Here is a 5,438-nt window from a genome sequence, read left to right as displayed (position 1 = left end):
AATAATGTAGTTTTTAACACCATCCCTGGTATCTCAACTATCTCTATAAAACAGCATGACGCTGTCGTCCTCTGGCTCTATCCCAGATGCCGTAAAAACGCCCTGCATTGCTGGCGGTATACCAGACAGTATGACGAATATTGCGATGCCCAAGATAATCCTAGATAAGTCGCGTATCTATTCCCATATTCGCCAAAGCAAAACCACACGAATAGCGTAACATGTGCGGATGAATCTCCAGTGACAACCCGGCATTACCACCAGAAGTCGAGATAATATGGTAAAACTGTTGCCGAGAAAGCGGATTCCCCTTACGTGATAAAAATACCCACTCGCTCTCAGCATGCGGATAAGAAGTACGGATACTCAACCAGTTTTTTAAAGCCTGAACTTCTTTGTTCAATAGCGGGTGCGTTGTTGAAAAGCCTTTTTTTAATCGATGGATATATATACACTTTGCTTTAAGATCAATATCCGAAATCCTCAATCGACAAATTTCACTCGCCCGGAAACCATGAATAAAAAAAAGCAAAATCAGACAATAATTACGTGTTGCATGAGGCCCGGTATTTGCTGCTTTAAGGAGTGACTCGATTTCACTATGGGTAAGGAAGTTCCTTTTTTGTTATCAGCCTTATTCCTCATCGTTTTCCCTTATAATTACAGACGCGCACTAGCTGTGCTGGGTTAGCAATAATCCAACATTTTTATCCTGATTATGTTTATAAAAGCGAACGTTTGCTTAATAACTTACGTAAGTGGACCAGTTCTTCTGAGCGAACTTAAATGGAGTAGCGATAGTTACTTATAATAACTTTGCCATACAAACGCCATGCTCTTGCATGCTATGTACCTTTATATATTTATCAATCTGATACGAATCTAATAATAACCCTCATCATTAATGCAACTAATCTTATCTATATATCATGTGATATGTTCTGTAACAAGTAAAATCAACATAAAAAATTCAGCAAAATTTAATATTTGTTCAACTAGCCGTCTCAAATATGACATTATTAGTTAACTGCATTTGCCACAAAATGGCTATTTCATGGAACGCAGTAATTTCTTAGTGGCTATTATCATGCTAATTCTTAGATCCCTAGCGATTATTCCTGCCTGGTTCGTCAGCTTAGGCCATGAGATTGTTACATTCCTTTTTATCCTGGAGATATGGGGGAACGCAGGCGACGCTTTTTCATCTACATCCGTTGGTAAATATAGCTTTGGTCACTACGACTTAAGCCTTCCTCAATCACAGCTATTCGCCGGGCGATACGGCAAACAAACTAAGTGAAACATCATCCTGAAAACACCAACATCAACAAGCCTCTCCAGATCGACATCAGGAGTGACCAGTTACAAGCCACAAACCAAGAAACATATTTCATGATGAGAATTATGCTCAGCCTGATGGCGGGTAAACCCTTATTTTCACCACTCTCACTGAGTTAGCTTGCAAAGCTTTCTTTGTTTAGATTCTAAATAAATTATTTATAAAACATATAGTTAAAAGAAAATCTTTAGTTTTTGAAGACCACCGCAAGTGTTCGTCTGGCTTCACATGGCATCTTCTTCTTAGAAAAAGATCGACATATTTTGTGACGCGAATTGCAAATCTGGTTTTGTTGTATGGATTGCGTGATTTTTGATCTGGTATAACAGGTATAAAGATGCACCACGATAGTCAATGAGACTGGGCATCTCGTAATCTATGGCAAACATCACTTCAGTTCTTTCACATCGGGTGATGAAAATGCACTTCAGTCTGAAAGGAATATGAAAATGAGATCAACAGACACTCTATTTTATGACTCTGGGTAAAATGGGTTGAGTAAGTGATATAACTTACGAATATTCAAATCAATTAAAAATCAGAAGAGATTTTATACTCAGGTATTTAATCTGGATCTCTGTTTATTTAAATAATGTTAAAAGAGAATTTTCACAGGAGACCTTATACAAAAAATATAAAATACAGTTACCCGTTGCCAAAGACACTATAAGCCTGGCAAAAAAATATTACACAACATAAATGCTAATTGTTTATGCGGGCTTTGTATTGCTTTCTGTATCCTACAAATGAGTGAAATTTATGAAAAAGGCTAAAATACTTTCTGGCGTATTATTACTGTGCTTTTCGTCCCCATTAATTTCTCAGGCTGCGACACTGGACGTACGTGGTGGATATCGTAGTGGAAGCCACGCCTATGAGACTCGACTCAAAGTCAGTGAGGGATGGCAAAATGGATGGTGGGCAAGCATGGAAAGTAATACCTGGAATACCATTCATGATAATAAAAAGGAAAATGCCGCACTCAATGATGTTCAGGTTGAAGTTAATTACGCAATTAAACTTGATGATCAATGGACGGTGCGCCCGGGAATGTTAACGCATTTTAGCAGCAACGGCACACGCTACGGACCCTACGTAAAACTGTCCTGGGACGCGACAAAAGATCTTAATTTTGGCATTCGCTATCGTTACGACTGGAAAGCTTACCGACAACAAGACTTATCCGGTGATATGTCTCGTGATAACGTTCATCGTTGGGATGGATATGTCACTTACCATATTAATAGTGATTTCACCTTCGCATGGCAAACGACGCTATACAGCAAACAGAATGATTATCGCTATGCAAACCACAAGAAATGGGCGACGGAAAATGCCTTTGTTCTACAATACCATATGACGCCCGATATTACGCCATACATAGAATATGACTACCTTGACCGCCAGGGTGTTTACAACGGCAGAGATAATTTATCGGAAAACAGTTATCGCATTGGTGTGTCATTTAAACTGTAGTAGACAGGAGACAGTCACAATGAATAAAACTATAATGGCGCTTGCTATCATGATGGCTTCATTTGCCGCAAACGCGTCTGTATTACCGGAAACTCCTGTGCCATTTAAAAGTGGTACCGGAGCAATTGATAACGACACTGTCTACATTGGTTTAGGTAGCGCAGGTACAGCATGGTACAAGCTAGATACACAGGCCAAAGATAAAAAATGGACTGCGTTAGCTGCATTCCCTGGTGGACCGAGAGAGCAAGCAACCTCTGCATTTATTGATGGCAATCTGTATGTGTTTGGCGGCATTGGCAAAAACAGCGAGGGATTGACTCAGGTATTTAATGACGTACACAAATACAACCCCAAAACCAATAGCTGGGTTAAATTGATGTCGCACGCGCCGATGGGCATGGCGGGTCATGTGACTTTTGTACACAACGGCAAGGCTTATGTTACTGGCGGTGTTAACCAGAATATCTTCAATGGCTATTTTGAAGATCTCAACGAGGCTGGAAAAGATTCAACCGCTATAGATAAAATCAACGCTCACTATTTTGACAAAAAAGCAGAAGATTATTTCTTCAATAAGTTTCTGTTGTCTTTTGATCCCTCAACACAGCAATGGAGTTACGCTGGCGAATCGCCCTGGTACGGAACGGCTGGTGCGGCGGTTGTGAATAAAGGTGATAAAACCTGGCTTATTAATGGCGAAGCCAAACCAGGATTGCGAACGGATGCCGTATTTGAACTTGATTTCACCGGTAATAATTTAAAATGGAATAAGCTTGATCCCGTCTCATCACCAGATGGCGTCGCTGGCGGTTTTGCGGGGATAAGCAATGATTCTCTTATATTTGCCGGAGGGGCCGGATTCAAAGGTTCACGAGAAAATTACCAGAACGGTAAGAACTATGCGCATGAAGGCCTGAAAAAATCATATAGCACTGATATTCATCTTTGGCATAACGGGAAATGGGATAAATCGGGTGAATTATCGCAAGGTCGGGCCTACGGAGTATCATTGCCCTGGAATAATAGTTTATTAATTATTGGCGGTGAAACTGCAGGCGGCAAAGCGGTGACGGATTCAGTTTTAATTTCTGTGAAGGATAATAAAGTCACAGTACAAAACTAACGCTTCAGGGCCCCGGTAAAGGGGCCCTGCTATCAATTTGTCATTTGTATTACGCGAAAATTATATGAACGCAATAATATCGCCCGATTATTACTATGTTCTTACCGTTGCTGGTCAGTCTAATGCCATGGCGTATGGCGAAGGACTGCCATTACCGGACAGGGAAGATGCGCCTCATTCCAGAATTAAACAATTAGCGAGATTTGCGCATACGCATCCCGGAGGCCCGCCATGTCACTTTAACGACATTATTCCACTGACTCACTGCCCACACGATGTTCAGGATATGCAGGGTTATCACCATCCTCTGGCAACGAATCATCAAACACAGTACGGCACCGTTGGCCAGGCACTGCATATTGCACGGAAATTACTGCCCTTCATTCCTGATAATGCAGGGATTCTTATCGTTCCGTGTTGCCGTGGCGGATCGGCTTTTACCGCGGGCAGCGAAGGGACATATTCAGAACGGCACGGAGCCAGCCATGATGCTTGTCGTTGGGGAACGGATACTCCGCTGTACCAGGATTTAGTCAGCAGAACGCGAGCCGCACTGGCAAAAAATCCGCAGAACAAATTCCTCGGCGTATGCTGGATGCAAGGCGAATTTGACTTAATGACCAGTGACTACGCGTCACACCCTCAACACTTTAATCATATGGTTGAAGCCTTTCGTAGGGATCTAAAACAATACCATTCTCAGCTTAATAATATTACTGACGCGCCGTGGTTTTGCGGCGATACCACCTGGTACTGGAAAGAAAATTTCCCGCATTCGTATGAAGCTATTTATGGCAATTATCAAAATAATGTTTTAGCCAATATTATTTTCGTCGACTTCCAGCAACAAGGTGAAAGAGGACTGACGAACGCGCCTGATGAAGACCCGGACGATTTAAGCACGGGATATTACGGTTCAGCGTACCGGTCACCGGAGAACTGGACGACGGCACTGCGAAGCAGTCATTTCAGCACGGCAGCCCGTCGGGGGATTATTTCTGACAGATTTGTAGAAGCAATTTTGCAGTTTTGGCGCGAAAGGTGAGCGGGGAGTTTATTCATGGGGGATGTCCTTGTTCGTTCTCAGAGTAGACAACAAAAAACAAATGAGATCAAGGTAATATCTCTTCACTTGCGGGCTCGAACAGCAGGCAATTGCCAATATAATAATCTGGCACAAGGGTGAAAAACGCGCACCGCATAAACCGTTGTTATTGCTTACAGATTAGCCGGATGCCTTAATAGACATCCGCGCCTTTTCGATTATGGCTCGGAAATCTACGAACATCTACACAGTTTACTGGAACGTTTTGGGCCACAGCGTTCGCAGCACCGTCCTGATATGCCGTTCTGGCGATTATAAGTCGACGGATTCTGGCAAATAGACGATGATGATATGCTTAATGATGTTCAAAGAAATTAGGCCATTATTATATTATTGCTTGCATTTTCTTTCATTCCTAAAAGCCCCCGCCATTAATCCCAGGCGCATTATGC

3 protein-coding genes and 3 pseudogenes are annotated in these 5,438 nt (G+C 42.1%); 4 read left to right on the top strand and 2 right to left on the bottom strand.

The window, feature by feature from the left end; genetic code table 11:
* Window positions 1-43 precede the first annotated feature (43 nt).
* Window positions 44-645 (bottom strand): annotated as a pseudogene (fimB, locus tag ACUU1M_RS18445) (type 1 fimbria switch DNA invertase FimB).
* A 1,453-nt stretch (window positions 646-2,098) separates the two neighbouring features.
* On the opposite strand from fimB, the gene nanC reads away from it, so the two are divergent.
* The 3 genes and pseudogenes from nanC to ACUU1M_RS18430 form a co-directional block, all read left to right on the top strand.
* On the top strand, window positions 2,099-2,815 hold the full coding sequence (nanC, locus tag ACUU1M_RS18440) for an N-acetylneuraminic acid outer membrane channel NanC (protein WP_001295734.1): 717 nt from the start codon (window positions 2,099-2,101) through the stop codon (window positions 2,813-2,815).
* 19 nt (window positions 2,816-2,834) lie between these two features.
* Entirely contained in the window at window positions 2,835-3,941 is a 1,107-nt protein-coding gene (nanM, locus tag ACUU1M_RS18435; RefSeq protein WP_005048917.1) for an N-acetylneuraminate epimerase, read from the top strand.
* A 64-nt stretch (window positions 3,942-4,005) separates the two neighbouring features.
* A pseudogene (locus ACUU1M_RS18430) lies at window positions 4,006-4,620 on the top strand (sialate O-acetylesterase); the annotation flags it as partial.
* A gap of 284 nt (window positions 4,621-4,904) precedes the next feature.
* Here ACUU1M_RS18430 and ACUU1M_RS18425 read toward each other — a convergent pair.
* The gene (locus ACUU1M_RS18425) at window positions 4,905-5,003 is read right to left on the bottom strand and encodes a protein YthB (RefSeq protein WP_211180523.1); all 99 of its coding nucleotides are present in this window, start codon (window positions 5,001-5,003) and stop codon (window positions 4,905-4,907) included.
* A 92-nt stretch (window positions 5,004-5,095) separates the two neighbouring features.
* Between ACUU1M_RS18425 and ACUU1M_RS18420 the strand changes: the two are divergent.
* Window positions 5,096-5,301, top strand: a pseudogene (locus ACUU1M_RS18420) (phosphorothioated DNA-binding restriction endonuclease); the annotation flags it as partial.
* Window positions 5,302-5,438: the final 137 nt, after the last annotated feature.

Source organism: Shigella sp. SIG6, assembly GCF_053555815.1.
This window is presented reverse-complemented; position numbering and strand designations above follow the sequence as displayed.